Origin of the sequence: Streptomyces sp. NBC_00483 (genome assembly GCF_036013745.1) — a bacterium.
Lineage (GTDB): Bacteria > Actinomycetota > Actinomycetes > Streptomycetales > Streptomycetaceae > Streptomyces.
Genome location: NZ_CP107880.1, coordinates 7,870,084 through 7,889,284, shown reverse-complemented (window position 1 = coordinate 7,889,284; position 19,201 = coordinate 7,870,084). Strand labels below are relative to the sequence as shown.

Sequence of the window (19,201 nt, the reverse complement as noted above, 5' to 3'; positions counted from 1 at the left end):
TCGGCCGCACACCACTGACAAGGAGCATGTCTTGAACGAGCCCCACATCCCCCTTCTCGACCTCAGTGTGTGGCGCACCGGGGACGACGCCATCCGCAAGGAACTCGCCCTGGAACTGGACCACGCGCTGCGCACGTCGGGATTCCTCCTCCTGAGCGGTCACCAGGTGCCCGCGGAGATGTTCACTGAACTGCGGCGCAGCGCCAAGCAGTTCTTCTCGCTGCCCACCGAAGCAAAGAACGGCTACGCGACGACCGTCGGCGGGCGCGGGTGGATTCCCACCGGAAAGGAGGCCAACTCCTTCCTCGGCGTGGACGCGGACGTCTCCCGGCCGGACATGAAGGAGACCTACACCGTCGGCCGTGACCACCTCACGGGCGACGCCAAGGTCGACGCGACCTGGTTCCGCCCCAACGTGTGGCCCAAGGAAGTGCCGGACCTCCAACACAACGCCCTCCGCTTCATGGATGCGATGTGCCACGTGTACGACGACCTCCTACAGATCTGCGCCCTCGCGCTCGGCCTGGACGCGCAGTGGTTCATCGAGCGCACCTCTCAGGGCACCCGCACTCTCAACATCAACCGCTACCCGTCCCTCCAGGAGTCCGGCGCAGCGCAGGAGGGCCAGTTCCGGGTCGGCCCGCACACCGACTGGGGCATCTTCACCCTCCTGGACCGGCAGCCCGGCTACGGCGGGCTGCAGATCGAGAGCGACGGAGCCTGGTTCGACGCTCCCTTCGTCGAGGGAGCACTCGTCATCAACATCGGTGACCTCATGGCCCGCTGGACCGGTGACCGCTGGCGCTCCACACGCCACCGCGTGCTGCCCCCGCAGCCCGACATGCCGCAGGAGGAGCTGATCTCCCTCATCCAGTTCTGCGACGCGAACGTCGGCACCCTCATCGAGCCCATCGGCCGAGACACCGCCGAACCCGCTGTGACAGCCGGGGAGTACATGCGCCAGCGCGCACTGGCCGCCACCGTCAACTGACTACGCCCCTCACCGCGGGCACCGCAGCGGCCCATCCCGCGTGACGGCACTCCGCCCCAGAAAGGCCCGCATGTCTCAGAACGTTCTCGGCGTCGTCGCGCTCGGCGCAGGCCGTCCAGTCTCACTGGAAACCATCACGATCCCCGAGCCGGGACCGGGTGAAGCCGTGGTGAAGGTGCAGGCATGCGGTGTCTGCCACACCGACCTGCACTACCGGGACGGGGGCATCAATGACGACTTCCCCTTCCTGCTGGGACACGAAGCCGCCGGCTTCGTGGAAACGGTCGGCGACGGCGTCACCGGCATCGCAGCTGGGGACTTTGTGATCCTCAACTGGCGTGCCGTGTGCGGAACCTGCCGAGCCTGCCGCAAGGGCAAGCCGCAGTACTGCTTCGACACGCACAACGCCGTCCAGCGGATGATTCTGTCCGACGGCAGGGAACTCACCCCCGCCCTGGGAATCGGGGCCTTCGCCGAAAAGACTCTCGTCGCTGCCGGCCAGTGCACAAAAGTTGACCCCGCCGTCAGCCCGCAGGTCGCCGGGCTGCTCGGCTGCGGCGTGATGGCCGGCATCGGTGCCGCCGTCAACACCGGCGGCGTCGGTCGTGGCGACAGTGTCGCCGTCATCGGATGCGGAGGAGTTGGCAGCGCGGCCGTGGCCGGAGCGCGGCTGGCCGGCGCCACCACCGTCATCGCCGTCGACCGCGACCCACAAAAGCTCCTGACCGCTACCGAGTTGGGCGCCACCCATACCGTCGACGCGCGCGAAACCGACCCGGTCGAGAGGATCCGCGAGATCACCAACGGCTTCGGCGCCGACGTGGTCATCGACGCCGTCGGACGTCCGGAGACCTGGAAACAGGCGTTCTTCGCACGCGACCTGGCCGGTACGGTCGTCCTGGTCGGGGTACCGACACCCACGATGATGGCCCCCGACATCCCGCTGGTGGAGTACTTCGGCCGCGGCGGCGCCCTGAAATCGTCCTGGTACGGCGACTGCCTCCCCTCCCGGGACTTCCCCGTGCTGGTGGACCTGCACCTACAAGGACGGCTTCCGCTGGAGCGGTTCGTCACCGAGGAAATCGGTCTCAACGACATCGAGAAGGCTTTCGAAAAGATGCACACAGGGGACGTCTTGAGGTCCGTCGTGGTCTTGTGACGTCCCGCTGACGAGGCCACCGAGCTTGGACGACGACACAGCGTCGCACCCGCCGACACACCTCGGCTGACGCCCTGCCAGTAGCGTCGGCAATCGGTCAGCATGTGACGAGCGTCAGCTCACAGCTGCGCACCTCAACACTCATCGGGCCGCCGGAATGCGCCAGTCCGCCGCGGACCATGACTGGTTCACCATCGTGCAACTGCCCTCCTGTCCTGCGCAGCGGACCACGTCGCATCCAACGTCACCCTGAACTTATCGATGACTGCCTCGCCGGCACCGGCTTCAGCCTTACCCACCACCCAACAACACCCCGAAAAGTCAATAACCGCAGGCCTCACGGCTCGAGCGGCAACAGGGGCAGAAGGATGACAGCGGTCCGGGGAAGAGACCGAGCCAGGCAGCGCGGGGTGGGTGAGGGTGTGTCAGTCGTGCTTCCGGTCATCGACTTGCTTGAAACGGCACCCGATGCTGTTGTCCGGGTCGCCTCCTGGGGTCTGTAGGAGGATCAACCGGTCATCCCCCTGCACCATGGTCAACGATTCACGGGCTTTGTCCGTCTCCACCTCGAAATACTCCTCGCCGTGCACTGTCTCCAGCGTCCAGCTCCCCTGGCCGTCCTCTCTGCCGGTGATGCGGGATTCACTCACGCTGTAGCCCGTCGCCCAGTGTTTCCATCGGGCCGAACCGCTCTTCTCCAACACGAGAGAGGAGCCGCAGGCCCCGCCGGCATGCCAGTGGCCCACGAGGTCGGAGCGGTTGACGTCTTCTGCTTCGGGCTCCGGGGAGCATGCGGCGGCAAGGGCAGTAGCGAGGCAGAGGAGGATCGTGGCTGCCAAACGATGTTGCATTCATGCCCCCCGGCTTCATATCTGCGGCAGACGGTATACCTCGGCCAGCGGCGCCCTCCCGGAGGGCCGTCAGGCCAGTCCGAGCTACTACCAACGAGGTCCTGCACTGCAATGACGGAGTACGGGACATCCGAACCCCTCACCCACCACCCGACAACACCCCGGAAAGGTCAGTAACTGCCACTTTCGAACCCGTACGGTTTGGGTCGACGAAGAGCATCATTATCTCGCTCCGGGTTGCGTGGGTGACTCCTAGCTCGGGTATCAGATCGCTTCCGGCACAGCCAAGTCGCGCTTTGCTCCCACACTGATCTCCCACGCCCGATCTGGAGGTCCGATGCCCCCGCAGTTCATGGATGCCAAGCAGACCTCCGAGTACCTCAACATGTCCGTCACGTGGGTCTACCGGGACGCTCCTCGGCTTGGCCTGGCCGCCTACAAGTTCGGTACCGGACGGAACGCGAAGTTGCAGTACAAGGTCTCCGATGTAGACGCATGGGCCCGGCAGCAACGTCTGGGCTGATGCAGCGCTGACTCCGAAACTTCGCGCTACCGGAGCCACCGCTGTTCCGCGCGTCGGTTACCGAGCCACCCTCAGGCAGCGAGGTCGTGAAGCCCTCGATCGAGGAGCCTCGCCGCCCGACCGATCGAAGCCGGCATGAGATGCCGGTAGATCCGGAACGTGACCTCGATGCTCTTGTGCCCCATCCACTCGGCGACATCCGTGATGGGGATGTTGTTCGCCAGGCAGTTCGCCGCGAAGAAGTGCCGGTACCCGTAGATGGACATGCCCTCCGGCATGTCCACGTCCTTGCCGGGCAGCTTCCGGTACCAGATGTAATTGATCGTGCTGTGGTTCATGTGCTTGGCACGGGTCCCTTGCAGCACGTAGCCGTCTGCGGTGGTTCCGTGCTTGTCGACGAAGCGCTCAATCGCTTCACGGATGCTCCGAGGTAGCGGGACCTCGCGAAACTCCCCCGGTTTCCTGTGCTTGAGCTTCTCTATCTGCTTCGTCCGGTAGTGGACCTGCTCCGATACGCGGTAGACGTCGTCAGCCACGATGTTGTTCACGTTCAGGGCCAACGCCTCTCCATTGCGCAGACCGCAGCCGACCATCATGTCCACGAACATCGAGAAGCGGTCGTGGTTCGCAGCCGTCTTGATCCCCGCGATCTGTTCCTTGGTGGGCACGATGGCCCGCTCGGCCTCGTACTGCGGCGCGTCTACATCCTGCAGAGGGTGCTCGCCGATCGCGCCCTTGCGGTGGGCGTCGAGCAGGAGCGTCTTGAGGAGGACGTAGACCTTGAACTGCGTGGGGTCGGGTGTCCCGAGGCGGTCCATCGTCGTGAGGAAGTTCTCGACCACCATCGGGCTGAAGGTCTCCACACGCCGTGATCCGAGTTCCGGGATCAGGTGGTTCCTCGCGAGGTGCTCGTACTCGTACGCCGTGCCGTACGCCAGGCGTCGCTGTCGGCCCATGTAGTCGCCGATGAACTCCTCGAACCGCATCTGCCCGTAGTGGCGGATGAGCTCGGCCTTGGACGCGGGAGTGCTGGACTTCCGCGCGTACAGCTCGACGAGCCGCTCCTTGGCGGCGTCCTGGGTTCGGAAGCCTGACTCCTCCCGCTGCTTGCCGGCCGCGTCGCGGTAGCGGATGAAGTAAGGGTGCGGGCAACGGGTGGGCTGGCTGCAGCTGCACGGCTTGGCGAAGGTGCCCATGCCGCGGGCGAGCTGCTTGGGGATGGATGGCAATGTACTGACCTCGGGCTCTCGCTGACCTTTTGCTGACTCAGCGCCCGTGATTGTGTTCGCGATCTCCGGCCGCACCAAACGGCGCAGCCGGTCGGCCGCGCCGGCACGTCCTGGTTGACGGGAATGTTTCGACTCCGTCAAACCATGTGTGAGCTGGGTTTTTCCGGGGATAGCGTCGAGATCATGACAGAGACGATCAAGACCGCCGCCCCGCCGACCCACCCGGTCCGGCAACTGCTCGCCGCCTCCGTCGGCAACGCCGTCGAGTGGTACGACTGGTATGCGTACACCTTTCTGGCGACGTACATCGCCGATCAGGTGTTTCCGAAGGGTGCCGAGAACTCGCTCGTTCCGTTGCTCGCCACCTTCGCGGTGTTCGCGGTCGGGTTCTTCATGCGGCCGGTGGGTGGGTTGTTGATGGGGGCCGTCGCCGACCGGCGTGGGCGGCGGGCCGCGTTGACGGTGACCATTCTGCTGATGGGTGGCAGCAGTCTGCTGGTCGGGATCACGCCGACGTACGCGTCGGTCGGGGTGCTCGCGCCGATCGTGCTGGTGCTTGCCAGGCTGCTTCAAGGGCTGTCCGTGGGCGGGGAGTTCGCGGCGTCGACGACGTTTCTCGTGGAGTCCGCGGGGCCCGGACGGCGCGGGCTGTTCTCGTCGTTCCAGTATGTGTCCACGTCCATCGGGCAGTTGATCGCGTCCGGCGTCGCCGCGGTGCTCGTGGCCACGCTCGCCGAGGGGCAGATGGACGGCTGGGGGTGGCGAGTGCCGTTCCTCGCGGGGGCCGTGCTCAGCCTTGTCGGGTTCTGGATCCGGCAGGGCGCGCAGGAGACGCGGAGCGAGGTGCACGAGCGGCCGGGGCTGTTCGACGCGCTGCGCCAGTACCCGCGCCAGTCGCTGCTCATCTGCGGCATCACGGCCGGTGGCACGCTCGCGTACTACACGTGGACCTCGTACCTGCCGACGTACGCGGAGCTGAACACGGACATCGACAAGTCGCAGGCGCTGACCGTGGGGACGATCTCGCTGGCGTTCTTCGCGCTGCTGCAGCCGATCGGCGGGATGCTCTCCGACCGCTTCGGCCGCAAGCCGCTGCTGCTGTTCTTCGGGCTCGGGTTCGCGCTGCTGAGCGTGCCGTTGCTGCACTCGCTGACGGGTTCCTTCGCCTCGCTGCTGTTCACGCAGTGCGCCGGCATGGTGCTGCTGACCGGCTTCACATCGATCTCGGCCGCGGTCAACGCGGAGGTGTTCCCGGCGCGGGTGCGGGCGGCGGGCATCGGCTTCCCGTACTCGCTGACGGTGGCGCTGTTCGGCGGCACGGCGCCGTACATGGGCACGCTGTTCAAGGACCTCGGGCACAGCGGGCTCTTCCCCTGGTACGTCGCCGTGCTGTGCCTCGTGTCCTCGGTCGTGTATCTGCGGCTCCCGGAGAGCGCGCACCGGGAGCTCGATCGCTGAGAGCGGTTCAGCCGCCGGGGCCCCGTCCGGCGGCTGCCGCGTGCTCACGCCCCCGGCACCGGACCGCTTGTACGCCGCGTTCCCGTAGTCGCTCGGGGAAAGCAGCGAGTTCATGGTGTTCCACTCGACGTGCATGGGGCACTGTTCGTCCGAACGGCCGAGCCCGCCCCCCCCTGGCGCAGACGCAGGCGCTCAGTGTTTCCAGTACCCGCAGAACATGATGCGGTCCTTCGGTACCCCCTGAGCCACCCAGTGCCGACGCACCCCGGTGGCGAGCCCCGACTCCCCGACCGCCCATCCGTACAACGGACCCTCGGGAAGCGGAAGTTGACGGATGCAGTCCAGGGCCGTCGCACCGGGCACCGGCGGGGTCGTGTCGTCGCCCCGGTCGACCCACATGACCTCGACGCCGGGCGGCGCCGTGAGTTTCTGGCGGTCCTCGGCGGTCGGCACTTCCGCGACAGCCCAGCCCGTGGTGTCGGCGGGCAGCGAGGCGAGCACACCGGCGAGCGCGGGCACACCCGACTCGTCGGCGGCGAGGGCGACTTGGCCGATCTCCTCGGGCATGTTGAAGCCGGTGCCCTCGTCGACGAGGACGACCGCGTCGCCGGGTCCACAGCTGCTCGCCCAGGTCGCGGCGGGACCGGCCGCGGCCTCGTCGTCGTGACCGTGGAGCACGAAGTCGACGTCCAGTTCCGGGCCTTGGGGGCCTTCGGCACGATGCGCGCGGACCGTGTAGTTGCGCAGGACGGGCCGGGATTCCTTGGGGCCGCCGAGGAGTTTCAGGTAGCTGACCGCACTCAGCCGGTCAGGGACCCGCCCGAGCGAGGCGTCCACGTCGGGCCCCGCCGGGAGGAAGAGGCGGAACCACTGGTCGTAGCCCATCGGCCGGAAGTGCGCGATGTCACCGCCCCCGAGGGTGACCCGGACGAAGTGCGGCGAGAGGCGTTCGCTGCGCAGGACGTGCAGGCGCAGGGGCCGCGCCGACTCGGGCTTGACGCGGGTGGCGGTGATGTTGCCGCGCTGCATGGCGCCTCCGTTCAGCGGTGCGCGCGGGCGGCCGCGACGTCGAGGAGTTCCTGGATGCGGTGGCCCACTTCGTGGGGGCCGATCGCGGGGGTGTGGAAGGTGATGCGGACGTCCTCGTACTCCTCGGCGGCGCGTTCGAGGCGCAGGACGAGACCCCTGCGGTCGAGGCGTACGGGCCGGATGTCCGCCACCTCGGACAGGTCCAGATCCCCGGCCATTTCCGCGAGTTGGACGAGCAGGTCCGCGTGGCCCGTGTCCAGGTGCGAGAGCAGTTCCGCCTCGACCCCGGCCAGCGGGTCGGGCGCCGCCGCGGCGAGTTCCGTCACGTCCAGGACGCGCACGGAGTCGTCCTCGGCGAAGGCGGCCCGCGCGGGACGGAACACCAGGGTGTCGGGACCCGCACCCCCGAGGCGCCCGCTGAAGGCGAGGCGGGCCCGCACCCGGTCGCGTACGACGACGGGGGCCACGTCCGTGAACTCGGCGTACGCGGCGAGGCCCGAGTGCGGCGCCGTGGCGAGCGCCGCGGTCAGCCGGGGGTCCGCGGGGTCGAGCAGGATGAGCCGGGACGCGGCGTCCACGGCGTAGAGCCCCACGCAGTCCAGCCGAATCCGGGCCTCGGTCGTGGTGGTCAGGGTCAGGGTCAAGGTGTCGGCCGCGGCGAGGATCGTCCGCGCCCGCTCGGCGGGGGTGAGCTCCTGGTGCGCCACTGGGTTGACCATCTCCACTCCAAACTTAGGTAAGGCTCACCTTACTCACGTCAGGGATGTGGTGTCACCCCCGCCCCCGTGCCCTCATGCACCGGTCCCCCGCTGGGCGAAGTTGATGCGCGCCAGGCGGACGCCACCGTCCAGCCGGACGCGCAGATCGCGCACTCCGGTGGCGACGAAGGGCGCGTCGACGGTGACGTAGTCGTACGGTCCGCCGGTCGCGGGCACCTCGACGCGAGGGCCGTCGACCACATCCACGGCCCCCTCGCCCGCGACGTCGAGGCGCACCGCCGAGACACCATCTGTCCCGAAGTCACATTCCCTGTAGAGGAGTTCGCCCGTTCCGGTCACGGCGTCGCCGTGTGTCTTCGTGCGGTCGACGATCTCGATGTCGCCGCGCCGCTCGTCGTACGTCGCCGCGGCAAGGCCCTCGGTGAGGGCGGGGCGAGGAGCGGGCGCGTCGCCGTCCATGCGCAGGGTCTCGGCGAGGCGGATGTCCGCGCTGGAGGCGCCGACGAGCAGTTCGTACGCCCCCTCGGTGACGCTCCAGCGGCCGGGCGCGACGTCCCAGTGGCCGAACTCGGCGACCGGAACGCGGAAGGTGACGCGCTCCGACGCCCCGGCGCCGAGGGTGACGCGGCGGTACCCCACGAGTTGGCGGCGCGGGCGTGGGACAGCGGCGTCCACCGCGCGCAGATACAGCTGTGGCACCTCGCCGGCCGTGCGCGAGCCGGTGTTCGTGACGGTGAAGGTGACCTCCACCGTCAGGTCGTCCGGGCAGGACACGAACAGCGCGTCGTAGGTGAACCGCGCGTAGGACAGGCCGTGTCCGAACGGGTAGAGCGGTGCGCCCTCGAAGTAGAGGTACGTCTGGCGCGAGCCGATGATGTCGTAGTCAAGGAGGCCGGGCAGGTCGGTGTCGGCCGCGTACCAGGTCTGCGGGAGCCGGCCCGCCGGGCTCACGTCGCCTGCGAGGACGCGGGCGAGCGCGCGGCCCGCGGCCTGGCCGCCGTGCGCGGTCCACAGCAGGGCGGGCAGTTCGGTGTCCGCGTCGGGGACGGCGTACGGGTACGAGGAGACGAGGGCGAGGGCCGTGCGCGGGTTGGCGGCGCGGGCCGTGCGCCACAACTCCACCTGCTGTGGCGGGAGTTCGAGGGTCGTGCGGTCCTCGGTCTCGCGGCCGTTGATGTGCGGGTCGTTACCCGCGAAGACGAGCACCACGTCCGCGTCGGCGGCCACCCTCGCCACGGCGTCGGCGCCGCGCTCCACGACGTCGACCTCGAAAACCGTGCCCTGGTCGGCAACCTTCAGGCCGTCGGCGGCGACCGACACGTACCGACCCGTCCCTGCGTGCCTGAGGAGGTGACCGTTCCCGTGCGGTTCGAACGTGTACGTCTCCTGGACGACCCAGCCGCCCGGCCGCTCCGCGGAGGCCCGGACGTAGCCGTCGTCGGCGACCGAGAGGTAGTGGCCGTCGGGTGCGCGGAGCGTGCGGACGCCGGATCCCCAGTCGACCAGGGCGAGTTCGGCGCCCTCGGCGGACGGCGAGACGTGGAGCGGCGGCAGGTCGGTCCGACCGGCGATCAGCGCGGGGTCGAGGGCCGCACCGGAGACATCGGACTCGGCCTCGGCACCGGAGACCTTGGAGGCCACCTCGTCCCGTACCTCGGGAACGCACACCCACCCCTCGGCGCACCGCAGCCGCACCCGGTCCGCGCCCTCCGCGTACGTGACGCGCTCCGCGCCGAAGCGTTCCCGCAGCCCGTCGAGGGGTGTCGAGCGGCGGATGAGGGTGCCGCTGTACCAGTCCGTCTTGCACTCGTCGGCGAGCAGGCCGACGGCCGCGATCCGGGTGTGCTCGGCGAGCGGCAGCAGGCCGTCGTTCTTGAGCAGCACGATCGCCTGCTCGGCGGCCTCCTGGGCGAGCGCGCGATGGGCGTCGGTGTCGAAGCCCCAGTCCTGGTCGAAGGGGTCGGTGTCCGCGAACTCGCCAAGACGGGCCCGTACTTCGAGCTGTCTGCGCACGGCCGCGTCGATGTCGGCCTCGGAGATCAGCCCCTGGTCGTACGCGCGTCGCAGCCGCCCGACGATCGTCGAGGAGTCGGTGCCGTGGTCGGTGAAGCTGTCGACTCCCGCGCGCAGGGCGGCGGCGACGGCCTCCTCGTGCGTGGCGAAGTAGTGCTCGGAGTCGACGAGGTTGCTGGGCGCGCCCGCGTCGGAGCAGACGAGGAGCTCGTCGTCGGTCCAGGTTCTCAACTGCTCGCGCAGATACGGCGATACGTGGTTGGGGCGGCCGTTGACGAGGTTGTAGGCGGGCATGACTCCGGCCACCGCGCCCGCCTCGACGGGCCGCTTGAACGCCCGGAGGTCGTACTCGTGCAGCACCCGTGGGCGCACGGAGGCGTTGGAGGTGTCCCGGTCCGTCTCGTTGTTGTGGGCGAGCCAGTGCTTGAGGACGGGGGCCGTGCGCCAGTACTCGGGGTGGTCGCCGCGCAGGCCGCGGGTGTACGCCGTGGCGATCGCGGCGGTGAGGTGGGGGTCCTCGGCGTAGCCCTCTTCGTTCCTGCCCCACAGCGGGTTGCGCAGCAGATTCACCACGGGTGCCCAGACGTTGAGACCGACCCGGTCGTCGTGCTGCCGCATCGCGCGGGCCTCCGCGGAGACGGCCGTACCGATCCGGTGCAGCAGCTCGTCGTTCCAGGTGGCTCCGAGGCCGACGGCCTGCGGGAAGACGGTGGCCTCTCCCATCCACGCGACGCCGTGCAGCGCCTCCTGTCCGGTGCGGAACGCGGCGAGGTCGAGGCGCGGGACCGCGGGCGCGAACTGGTGCAGGAGCGCGATGCGTTCGTCGAGCGAGAGCCGGGCGAGCAGCTCGTCGACGCGCTTGCCGTCGGGGGCGGCGGAGCCGGGGTGGAGTGCAGATCTTTCGGTCACGTGCGCGTCCCTTGGCCGGAGAAGAAGTCGGAGAGAGCGGAGCCGCTTCGAAGCGCTTCGATGCTGAGTACTGCGGTGACCAGGTGTCAAGTGCGAAGTAAGAAAAGCGCGTTCGGGAAATTGACGCAGGCGTCTTGTGACCGTGGGAGCGCTCCCTTAATGTCACGGCAACATCGAAGCGCTTCGACATCTGCGCGACGCGTAGTCCCCCGCGTAATCCCCGAAGGGTTGCTCCCATGACGCCGAACTCCCCCTCCACCGGCCCCGGTCGGAGAAGCTTCCTCGCCTCCACCGCGGTCGCCGCCGCGGCCGTGGCCGGCGGCGTGCCCCTGCTCACCGCGTGCGGGAGCACCGCCGAGACGGGCGAGGGGACGACCTCCGGGAAATCGGCGAAGAAGCTGCTGCCGACGTACGCGGCGCGCAACATCGTCACGCCCGACATCGCGTCGAAGAACGGCTCCTGCTCCGGCTTCACCAGCAAGGTCGAGCTGTCGAAGCTGGAGACGTCCGTGCCGAAGAAGCTCGGCACCGGGGCCAAGGTGAAGATCATGGCCCCGTTCTGGGGGCCGCCGCCGAAGGCCGACTGCGAGTACTACACCGCGCTCAACGAGGCCTCCGGTGTGCAGGTCAGCTGGCAGAACCAGGACGGCAACACCTACGGCGAGAAGATCGGCGCGGTGCTCGCCTCCAGCTCGCTGCCCGACGTGCTGATCGTCCCCGGCTGGGAGCTGTCCGGGAAGATACCCGCCGCGCTCGTCGCGAAGATGATGGACCTCGGCCCGTACGTGGCCGGCAGCAAGGTGCGCGACTACCCGAACCTGGCGGCGGTCCCGGCGGACGCCTGGCGGCGCGGCATCTTCGGCGGCAAGCTGCGCGGCATCCCGTACCCGTACTCGTACCTCCCGAACATCGCGCCCTTCTACCGCAAGGACCTCTTCGACAAGAAGGGCTGGGAGCCGCCGAAGTCGGCGCAGGAGTTCTTCGACCTCGCCAAGGAGATGACCAGCAAGAAGGCGGGGGTGTACGGCTGCGACGACATGAAGTGGTCGGCCTTCAACTTCTTCGGTTCGCTCGGCGGCAGCGAGAAGGCGCTCGGCTGGAAGCTGGAGGGCAAGAAGCTCGTCAAGCGCCTGGAGACGGACGAGTACCTCGAGGCCCTGGAGTGGACCCGCAAGCTGTACGCGGCCGGGGTCGTGCACCCCGAGGCGAAGGCGCAGACCGGTGACGGACTGCTCCGCTTCACCAGCGGCAAGGTCATGATGTGCAACGCCGACATCGCCTACTGGTACGGCAAGAGCGCGGAGATGCAGGGCAGCAAGGCGTTCCCCGACTTCGAGATGGCCGCGATGGACATCTTCGGGCACGACGGCGGCGACCCGAAGCTGTACGCGGGCACGCCGGCCAACGTGTGGGCGTTCGTCCGCAAGAACGCGTCCAAGGAGACCGTGAAGAACGCGCTCGCCGCCGCCAACTACGCCGCCGCGCCCGTCGGCACCAAGGAGCACATGCTCACGTACTACGGCCAGGAGGGCACCCACTTCACGGTCAAGGACGGCGTTCCGACCAAGACCAAGACGGGCAACGCGCAGGTCGTCAGCGCCTGGCAGATGCTGTCGGGCCCCGCCCCCTTCTTCGCCTATCCCGATCTGCCCGAGATCACCAAGGCGATGTGCGAGTGGCAGCAGCGGATGGGCGCGTTCGTCACCAAGTCGCCTTTCTACGGCATGACGATCGTCGAGCCCTCGCGCTACGCCACGCTCGAGGACAAGTTCGAGCAGCTGGAGGACGACTACGTCCGCGGCAACAAGTCGCTCGGCGACGTCCAACAGGCGGTCAGCGACTGGAAGTCGCGCGGCGGCGACAAGCTGCGCGACTGGTACAAGAAGCTCCTCGACGAGAACGGCCAGAACGGCGGCGCCTCCTGATGGCGCTGGGGACCCAGCGCCCGCCCCGGGCCACCGCCACCGCCGACACCACCGACACCGCCGGGTCCGGCAAGGCGGCCGGGGGCCGGGAGCGGCGCCGTACCGGGAAGAAGGCGGGCAGGGGCGCCGGCGTCACCTGGCGGATCCGGCTGCGCCGCGACCGGGCACTCATCCTGATGACCGTGCCCGTCATCGTCCTGCTGCTCGTCTTCAACTACCTGCCGCTGCTCGGCAACGTCGTCGCGTTCCAGGACTACAACCCGTACGTCTCCACCAACGGCGTCACGGCGATCCTGCACTCACCGATGGTGGGTCTCGAACAGTTCCAGAAGATGGTCGGCGACTCCGACTTCTGGAACGCGCTCCAGAACACCCTCGTCCTCTTCGTCATCCAGCTGCTGCTCTTCTTCCCGGTGCCGATCGCGCTCGCGCTGCTCATCAACAGCGTGATCAGGCCGCGGGTGCGGGCCCTGTCGCAGGCGATCCTCTACCTGCCGCACTTCTTCTCATGGGTGCTCGTCGTCACCGTCTTCCAGCAGATGTTCGGCGGCGCGGGACTGATCGCGCAGCTGCTCCAGGACCACGGAGTCGACGGCTTCGACCTGATGACGGACGCCGGGATCTTCAAGTACCTGCTCACCGCGCAGATGGTCTGGAAGGACGCCGGCTGGGGCATCATCGTCTTCCTCGCGGCGCTCGCCTCCGTCAGCCCGGAGCTGTACGAGGCGGCGGCGATGGACGGCGCGAACCGGTGGCGCCGCATGTGGCACGTCACGCTGCCCGCGCTGCGCCCGGTGATCGCGCTGCTGCTCGTCCTGCGCGTCGGCGACGCGCTGACCGTGGGCTTCGAACAGATCCTGCTGCAACGCAGGGCGGTGGGCGCGGGTGCCTCCGAAGTGCTCGACACGTACGTGTGGAGCACCGGCATCCAGCACGGCGACTTCAGCTACGCGGCGGCGGTCGGCCTGGTGAAGGGCGTGGTCGGGATCTGTCTGGTCCTGGCGGCCAACAAGTTCGCCCATCTCCTCGGCGAGCAGGGGGTCTACAAGAAGTGAAGGTGTACGAGACATGAGCGCCACCGCCGAACGTCCGCGCTCCGGCCCGAGCCCGCGTCGGAGCCCGCGTCCGCGCCCGCAGTGGCAGCCGCCCGAGCGCCCGGTGTGGGAGGAGCCGCCGACCAGGGCGGGCCTCGGCGCCAAGGGCCTGATCCTCGCCGTGTGCTGCGTCGCCGTGCTCGGACCGCTGTGGGTCGTGATCGTCACGAGCCTGTCGCCCCGGCACGTCATCGACTCGGCGGGCGGCCTGGTGCTGTGGCCCGAGGCCATCACCTTCGTCAACTACCAGGAGTTGCTCGGCGGCGGCCAGGTCAGCCGGGCCATGCTGGTCTCGGTCGGGGTGACGGGCGTCGGCACGGTGTTCTCGATGGGGGTGTCGGTCCTCGCCGCGTACGGCCTGTCCCGGCCGGGCTCGTTCGCGCACCGCGCGCTGCTGATGGCGCTGCTGACGACGATGTTCTTCAGCGCCGGGCTCATCCCGACGTATCTGCTGGTGCAGACGCTCGGCCTGACCGACAGCTATCTGGCGCTGATCCTGCCGAGCGCGGTGAGCGTGTTCAACATCCTGGTGCTGCGCGGGTTCTTCATGAACATCTCGCAGGAGCTGACGGACAGCGCCCGCATCGACGGGGCCGGCGACCTCAGGATCCTGTGGACGATCGTGCTGCCACTGTCCCGCGCGGTGATCGCCGTCATCTCGCTGTTCTACGCGGTGGCGTACTGGAGCGCCTGGTTCAACGCGATGATCTACATCGACGACCCGACGAAACTGCCGCTGCAGAACGTGCTGATGCAGCTCGTGCAGAAGAACACGGCACTGCCGACGGGGCTGAGCCAGGCGGTCAACGCGGGTGAACTCTCCGCGCTCGGGCTCCAGATGGCGATGATGGTGCTCGCCCTCGCGCCGGTCGCGGTCGCGTCCCCGTTCGTCCAGCGGCACTTCAAGAAGGGCATGCTGATCGGGGCGGTGAAGGGGTGAGGGGCGCGCAGGCCATGGCCGAGGGCCGGAGTTTGTCCGAGGTCGGGACCTTGACCGAGGGCAGGAGCTTGACCGAGGGCAGGAGCTTGTCCCAGGGCGGCCGCCTGCTGTTCGGCGGGGACTACAACCCCGAGCAGTGGCCCGAGGAGGTGTGGGCCGAGGACGTCCGGCTGATGAAGGAGGCCGGGGTCAACTCGGTCACGGTGGGCGTGTTCGCGTGGGCGAGGCTCGAACCCCGGCCGGGTGTAAGGGACTTCGGCTGGCTCGACCGGCTGATGGACCTGCTGCACACGCACGGGATCGGCGTCGTGCTCGCCACCCCGACCGCGTCCCCGCCGCCCTGGCTCGGCCGCCTGTACCCGCGGACGCTGCCGCGCGACGAGCACGGGCAGACCGTGTGGTGGGGCTCGCGCCAGCACTTCGCGCACTCCTCCACCACGTACCGCCGGCACGCCGCCGCCATCACCGAGGACCTCGCCCGGCGCTACGGCCACCACCCGGCCCTGCGCATGTGGCACATCAACAACGAGTACTGCACCTTCGACTACGGCGACGAGTCCGCGCGCGCCTTCCGTGACTGGCTGCGCGCGAAGTACGGGACCCTCGACGCGCTCAACACGGCCTGGGGAACCGCCTTTTGGGGTCAGCACATCGAGACGTGGGGCGATGTGATCCCGCCGCGCCGCGCCCAGTACCTGCGCGGCCCGACGCAGCTCCTCGACTTCCGCCGCTTCACCTCGGACGCGCTCCTCGCCTGCTACGTCGCCGAGCGCGATCTCGTCCGCCGCCACACGCCCGCCCACATCCCGGTGACGACCAACTTCATGCCGCTGTGGACCGGGCAGGACGCGTGGGAGTGGGCGCGGCACGAGGATGTCGTGTCCGTCGACGTGTACCCGGATCCGCGCGATCCGCTGGCCGGGCAGTACAACGCGATGCTCGCCGACATGACGCGCGGTCAGGCGGGTGGCCGTCCGTGGATGCTGATGGAGCAGGCGGCGGGCGCGGTGAACTTCCGCCCGGTCAACTCTCCCAAGCCGCGCGGCCTCAACCGCCTCCTGTCGCTCCAGTCCGTGGCGCGCGGCGCCGACGCCGTCTGCTACTTCCAGTGGCGCCAGTCCCGGCAGGGCGCGGAGAAGTTCCACTCGGCGATGCTCGGCCACGCGGGCGAGGAGGGTCGCTCGTTCGCGGAGGTCAAGCAGATCGGGGCGGACCTCGCCAGGATGGGCCCCGCGGTCGCCGGCACACGCCTCACGGCCGAGGTCGCCGTCCTGCACGACTGGCACTCCTGGTGGGCGGGCGGCCAGGACGGCAGACCGTCGGCACACATCACGTACGAAGAGGTGGTGCGGGCCTGGCACCGGGCGCTATGGGAGGCGCACCTCACGTCCGACTTCGCACACCCCGAACACGACCTTTCCACCTACAAGTTGGTGGTCGTCCCGCAGCTGTATCTGCTGACGGACGCGGCGATCGACAACCTGGTGGCGTACGTGCGCGGGGGCGGGACGCTCGTGTGCGGGTTCTTCACGGGGATCGCCGACGCGGACGACCGGGTGCGGCCCGGCGGCATCGACGCCCGGCTGCGCGAGCTGTTCGGCATCCGCACCCTGCACGAGTGGTGGCCGCTGGAGTCCGCGGAGACCATCGACTGCGGCGGGTTCACCGGCACGCTGTGGTCGGAGGAGCTGACGGTGGCCGCCGACGCCGAGGTCACGGCGGCGTACCGCGGCGGCGAGCTCGACGGCCTGCCGGCCGCCCTGCGCCGCGGCCGGGTCCGCTATCTGTCCACGCTCCCGCAACCGGAGGCCCTGCGCGCGCTGCTCGCGGAGGCCTCCCTCGAAGCGGGCGTACGGCCTCCACTGGCCGGCCTCCCCGCAGGGGTGGAGGCCGTACGTCGCGGGGAACTGCTGTTTCTGCTGAACCACGGGCGGGACGAGGTGACGGTCGCGCTCGCGGAGGGCGGGCGGGACCTGTTGACCGGGGCGCGGGTCGAGGGGTCCGTGACGCTCGGGCGGTTCGGTGTCGTCGTACTGGAGGCCGAAGCGGGCGCGGCAGCGGCATCGGTATCGGCAGTGGAGAGCGCGGGTTCCCGGTGATCCCCGAGCATCCCCATGGCACGTGGGAGACCGCGCCCGCCGACCGCTGGGAGGACGCCTATCTCAGCGGCAACGGCCGGCACGGCGCCCTCGCCTTCGGCGATCCGCACGACGACCGGGTCATCGTCACCCATCACAGTCTGGTCCGCCCGGACGGCGGCCCGCAGCCGGGGCCGCCCTCGCTCGCTGATCAACTCCCGCTTCTACAAGACCAGTTGCTCGCCGGTGACGTGACGGCGGCCGAGCGGTTCACGGACGGGCGGCCGCTGCGGTGGGTGCGCGCGTTCCATCCCGCCTTCCAGGTGCGCTTCGTGCGGGACGACGCCGCGGGGCGCGGCTACCGGCGCGCGGTCGACTTCGCGACGGGAGTGGCCGAGGCGCGCTGCGGCGGATGGTGTTCGCGGGTGTTCGTGTCGCGGGCGGACGACGTGGTGGTGCAGTACGTGACCGGCGCCGGGCTCGACGGCGAGGTGGCGCTCGACCCGCGCCTGAGCGGCGTCCCCGCCGGGCTCCGCATCGGCCGCGGCGTCGTCCTGGCCCCGCACGGCCCGACCCTGCACGGCCCGACCCCGTACGGCGCCCGGCTCACCCTGCGCTGCCGCTACCCGGACAGCGACCTCGGCTTCACCGGGGTGACACTCGCGCTGGTGCGGGGCGGGCGCACGACGGTCGGCGGATCGGGCCTGCGCGTCGAGGGCGCGAGCGGGCTGCTGCTCCTGACGCGGGTGCGCAGACACGTCGGGGAGCTGGACGCGGAGAGCGAGGCGGGCGCGCTCACGGACCTGATCGACCCGAGCGGCTCCACCGACGCGACGTACGACGCTCTCCTCGCCCGGCACGAGGCCCTGCACAGGACCGCCTACGAACGCGCCACCTTCGACCTCGACGCCCCGCGCCACCAACGCGGCCTGCCCGGCACCGAGTTGCTGGAGCGCACGCAGAGCCCGGCCCTCCTTGAGCGGCTGTTCGCGGCAGGCCGCTACCACCTGCTCAGCTCCTCGGGCGCCCTGCCGCCCCGGCTGACCGGGCTGTGGACCGGCGAGTGGGACACGGCATGGTCGGGCGCGTTCACCACGGACGCGAACCTGAACCTCCAGACGGCGTCGGCGGTCGCCTGCGCCCTCCCCGAGACGGTCGAAGCCCAAGGTGCGCTCATTCAGGGCCAGTTGGCGCACTGGCGGGACAACGCGCGACTCGTCTTCGGCGCCCGTGGCATCGTCGCGCCCGCGCACACCGACGGCGAGTCGGGACACGCGTACCACTATCAGCGCGCGTACCCGATGCATCTGTGGACGGCGGGCGCCGACTGGCTGCTCACACCGCTCCTCGAACAGGCCGAGGCCACCGGCGAGCGACCCACCTGGCTCGCGGCCGCCGTCACCCAACTCGCCCTGTTCTACGAGGACTTCCTTACGCGAACAGGGCCCGACGGGCGGATCGCGATCGTGCCCTCCTACTCCCCGGAGAACCGGCCCGCGAACGCGAGCTGGGGCACCGTCAACGCCACCATGGACGTCGCGGCGGCCCGGCACGCGCTGCGCACCGCCGCCGCCTGGCACCGGGGCCCCGACGGCGACCGCTGGACGGCGCTGGCCGACCGGCTCCCCGACTACCGGGTCAACGACGACGGGGCGCTCGCCGAGTGGGCGTGGCCGGGCCTCGACGACAGCTACGACCACCGGCACCTCAGCCATCTGTACCCGGTGTGGCCGCACCACGACATCACGCCGTACGACGCCCCGGATCTGGCGAAGGCGGCGCGGCGGGCGCTCGAGCTGCGCGGCGCCGAGAACGACTCCGCGCACGGGCATCTGCACCACGCCCTGATCGCGGCCCGGCTGCGCGACGCGCCACGCGTCGCAGACTGCCTGCGGCACGTCCTGACCGGGGACTACTTCCACACCTCGCTGATGAGCGCGCACTACCCGCGCCGCGACGTCTACAACGCGGACGCCGCGCACACCCTGCCCGCGCTGGTCACGGAGGCGCTCCTGCAGTCCACGCCCGAGCGCCTGGTCCTGCTGCCCGCGCTCCCCGCCGACTGGCGGCGGGGAGCGGTGCGGGGCCTGCGCACGCGGTTCGGGGCGCACGTGGATCTGCGGTGGGGCAACGGCAGATGCAAGGCGCTCGTCCGTCCCGACCGGGACGCGGACGTGGAGCTCAAGACACCCGAGGACGACGCGGGACGGTTGCGCCTGGACGCGGGAGTGGAGCACGAACTCCACTTCCGCAGCCGCTAGTTACCACTCCCGCAACCGGTGG

General features: G+C 69.7%; 14 protein-coding genes. 9 read left to right on the top strand and 5 right to left on the bottom strand.

What is annotated here, in order from left to right:
- Nucleotides 1–31: 31 nt before the first annotated feature.
- Nucleotides 32–991 (top strand): isopenicillin N synthase family dioxygenase, encoded by a 960-nt coding sequence (locus OHA73_RS35190; RefSeq protein ID WP_327657099.1) that lies wholly within the window; start codon nucleotides 32–34, stop codon nucleotides 989–991.
- A gap of 70 nt (nucleotides 992–1,061) precedes the next feature.
- Complete coding sequence (locus tag OHA73_RS35185; RefSeq protein ID WP_327657098.1) at nucleotides 1,062–2,150, top strand: S-(hydroxymethyl)mycothiol dehydrogenase; 1,089 nt, start codon at nucleotides 1,062–1,064, stop codon at nucleotides 2,148–2,150.
- 425 nt (nucleotides 2,151–2,575) lie between these two features.
- On the opposite strand, the gene OHA73_RS35180 is transcribed toward OHA73_RS35185, so the two are convergent.
- Nucleotides 2,576–2,989 carry a hypothetical protein gene (locus OHA73_RS35180; RefSeq protein ID WP_327657097.1) on the bottom strand — a complete coding sequence of 138 codons (414 nt, stop codon included), beginning with the start codon at nucleotides 2,987–2,989 and terminating at the stop codon, nucleotides 2,576–2,578.
- 349 nt (nucleotides 2,990–3,338) lie between these two features.
- Here OHA73_RS35180 and OHA73_RS35175 point away from each other — a divergent pair, with 349 nt between their 5' ends.
- Nucleotides 3,339–3,524 (top strand): helix-turn-helix transcriptional regulator, encoded by a 186-nt coding sequence (locus OHA73_RS35175; RefSeq protein WP_327657096.1) that lies wholly within the window; start codon nucleotides 3,339–3,341, stop codon nucleotides 3,522–3,524.
- A 71-nt stretch (nucleotides 3,525–3,595) separates the two neighbouring features.
- On the opposite strand, the gene OHA73_RS35170 is transcribed toward OHA73_RS35175, so the two are convergent.
- On the bottom strand, nucleotides 3,596–4,753 hold the full coding sequence (locus OHA73_RS35170) for a tyrosine-type recombinase/integrase (RefSeq protein WP_327657095.1): 1,158 nt from the start codon (nucleotides 4,751–4,753) through the stop codon (nucleotides 3,596–3,598).
- Between the two features lie 183 nt (nucleotides 4,754–4,936).
- Between OHA73_RS35170 and OHA73_RS35165 the strand changes: the two genes are divergently transcribed.
- The gene (locus OHA73_RS35165; RefSeq protein WP_267068481.1) at nucleotides 4,937–6,211 is read left to right on the top strand and encodes an MFS transporter; all 1,275 of its coding nucleotides are present in this window, start codon (nucleotides 4,937–4,939) and stop codon (nucleotides 6,209–6,211) included.
- Nucleotides 6,212–6,403: 192 nt separating this feature from the next.
- Here the strand turns inward: OHA73_RS35165 and OHA73_RS35160 are convergent, their stop codons facing one another.
- From OHA73_RS35160 to OHA73_RS35150, 3 genes are all read right to left on the bottom strand, one after another.
- Nucleotides 6,404–7,240 (bottom strand): siderophore-interacting protein, encoded by an 837-nt coding sequence (locus tag OHA73_RS35160; protein WP_327657094.1) that lies wholly within the window; start codon nucleotides 7,238–7,240, stop codon nucleotides 6,404–6,406.
- Between the two features lie 11 nt (nucleotides 7,241–7,251).
- Nucleotides 7,252–7,959 carry a DUF2470 domain-containing protein gene (locus OHA73_RS35155; protein ID WP_327657093.1) on the bottom strand — a complete coding sequence of 236 codons (708 nt, stop codon included), beginning with the start codon at nucleotides 7,957–7,959 and terminating at the stop codon, nucleotides 7,252–7,254.
- A gap of 72 nt (nucleotides 7,960–8,031) precedes the next feature.
- Nucleotides 8,032–10,881, bottom strand: coding sequence for a glycoside hydrolase family 3 C-terminal domain-containing protein (locus tag OHA73_RS35150; protein WP_327657092.1), 2,850 nt, complete (start codon nucleotides 10,879–10,881; stop codon nucleotides 8,032–8,034).
- A 236-nt stretch (nucleotides 10,882–11,117) separates the two neighbouring features.
- Between OHA73_RS35150 and OHA73_RS35145 the strand changes: the two genes are divergently transcribed.
- From OHA73_RS35145 to OHA73_RS35125, 5 genes are all read left to right on the top strand, one after another.
- Nucleotides 11,118–12,806, top strand: coding sequence for an extracellular solute-binding protein (locus OHA73_RS35145; RefSeq protein WP_327657091.1), 1,689 nt, complete (start codon nucleotides 11,118–11,120; stop codon nucleotides 12,804–12,806).
- Nucleotides 12,806–13,861: an ABC transporter permease gene (locus tag OHA73_RS35140; protein ID WP_327657090.1), complete on the top strand. Its 1,056-nt coding sequence runs from the start codon at nucleotides 12,806–12,808 to the stop codon at nucleotides 13,859–13,861. Before OHA73_RS35145 ends, OHA73_RS35140 begins: the two co-directional genes overlap by 1 nt.
- A gap of 13 nt (nucleotides 13,862–13,874) precedes the next feature.
- Nucleotides 13,875–14,840, top strand: coding sequence for a carbohydrate ABC transporter permease (locus OHA73_RS35135; RefSeq protein WP_266715678.1), 966 nt, complete (start codon nucleotides 13,875–13,877; stop codon nucleotides 14,838–14,840).
- 68 nt (nucleotides 14,841–14,908) lie between these two features.
- The gene (locus OHA73_RS35130) at nucleotides 14,909–16,939 is read left to right on the top strand and encodes a beta-galactosidase (RefSeq protein WP_327657089.1); all 2,031 of its coding nucleotides are present in this window, start codon (nucleotides 14,909–14,911) and stop codon (nucleotides 16,937–16,939) included.
- A complete protein-coding gene (locus tag OHA73_RS35125) occupies nucleotides 16,936–19,179 on the top strand; it encodes a glycosyl hydrolase family 95 catalytic domain-containing protein (protein ID WP_443063160.1) in 2,244 nt (747 codons plus the stop codon). The genes OHA73_RS35130 and OHA73_RS35125 overlap by 4 nt, the downstream gene beginning before the upstream one ends.
- Nucleotides 19,180–19,201: the final 22 nt, after the last annotated feature.

Coding starts and splice junctions, on each gene's coding strand:
- OHA73_RS35135 (WP_266715678.1), top strand. CDS start 13,875: ATGAGCGCCACCGCCGAACGTCCGCGCTCCGGCCCGAGCCCGCGTCGG.
- OHA73_RS35155 (WP_327657093.1), bottom strand. CDS start 7,959: ATGGTCAACCCAGTGGCGCACCAGGAGCTCACCCCCGCCGAGCGGGCG.
- OHA73_RS35175 (WP_327657096.1), top strand. CDS start 3,339: ATGCCCCCGCAGTTCATGGATGCCAAGCAGACCTCCGAGTACCTCAAC.
- OHA73_RS35185 (WP_327657098.1), top strand. CDS start 1,062: ATGTCTCAGAACGTTCTCGGCGTCGTCGCGCTCGGCGCAGGCCGTCCA.
- OHA73_RS35160 (WP_327657094.1), bottom strand. CDS start 7,240: ATGCAGCGCGGCAACATCACCGCCACCCGCGTCAAGCCCGAGTCGGCG.
- OHA73_RS35165 (WP_267068481.1), top strand. CDS start 4,937: ATGACAGAGACGATCAAGACCGCCGCCCCGCCGACCCACCCGGTCCGG.
- OHA73_RS35145 (WP_327657091.1), top strand. CDS start 11,118: ATGACGCCGAACTCCCCCTCCACCGGCCCCGGTCGGAGAAGCTTCCTC.
- OHA73_RS35140 (WP_327657090.1), top strand. CDS start 12,806: ATGGCGCTGGGGACCCAGCGCCCGCCCCGGGCCACCGCCACCGCCGAC.